This window comes from Streptomyces sp. NRRL B-24572, from assembly GCF_002156145.1.
Taxonomy (GTDB): Bacteria; Actinomycetota; Actinomycetes; order Streptomycetales; family Streptomycetaceae; genus Streptomyces; species Streptomyces vietnamensis.
In genome coordinates this window covers 200-931 of record NZ_MWIG01001171.1, presented here as the reverse complement: position 1 = coordinate 931, position 732 = coordinate 200, and the positions used below count along the sequence as shown (strand labels likewise).

Genomic DNA, 732 nt, shown 5'->3' with positions numbered 1-732 from the left:
GGCGGGACGATGCGGGTGAGCCGTTCCACGTCAGGGTGCATCAAGGGGTCTTCGGGAGGGGGTTCAGGGCTTGGGGACGTTCAGGACAGTGATGTGGTTTGGTCGGGGACGCGCCTTCGTAGGGGGTGAACTGGAACCCCTTGTTTCCGGTGGCGTGGATCGTCAGGCCGATCGGGACCAGGTCGGTCGGGTCGTTGGTCCGGTGGATCGGGGTCGCCGTGTAGTCGATCGTCTCGTTGTTCTTGTCCACGGCGTGCCGGATCTGGTCCTCGATCGCCTTCATGACCGGGCTGTTGGCGTTGCGGTGCATGGCGACGAAGTTGCGGGTGCCCTTGTTGGAGCCGCCGATCTGGGCACCGAGCAGGTGGGTCTTGTTCCGGCCCTTGTGCTTCTGGTAGCCGACGACGTTCGCCGGGACCGGTGCTGAACCGGACGCGGCCGCCCCAGGTGGGGTCGGTCTCGTCGCACGGCTTCAGGCCGAGCGGGTCCTGGAGGGTGAAGGGGGTGTCGACGTAGGCGAACGGGTTGGGGCCGGGAGCCGGTTCCGAGCGGGTCGAGCGTGAGGTAGCGCGCCGTCTCGGGGGCGTAGTGGCGGAAGTAGTTGTGGTGGAGTCCGGTCTCCGGGGCGTAGTACCGGCCGGGGAAGCGCAGCGGGTGTGTACGCGGAGGCGTCGCGGTTCCACACGGTGACGCCCCAGACGGTGCTGCGGCTGTGCCAGGCGATGTGCCCGG

The 732-nt window shown here is 68.0% G+C and carries 1 pseudogene; it reads right to left on the bottom strand.

Going from position 1 to position 732, the window contains the following annotated elements:
* Positions 1-63: 63 nt before the first annotated feature.
* Positions 64-732 (bottom strand): annotated as a pseudogene (locus CCN56_RS45680) (RHS repeat-associated core domain-containing protein); the annotation flags it as partial.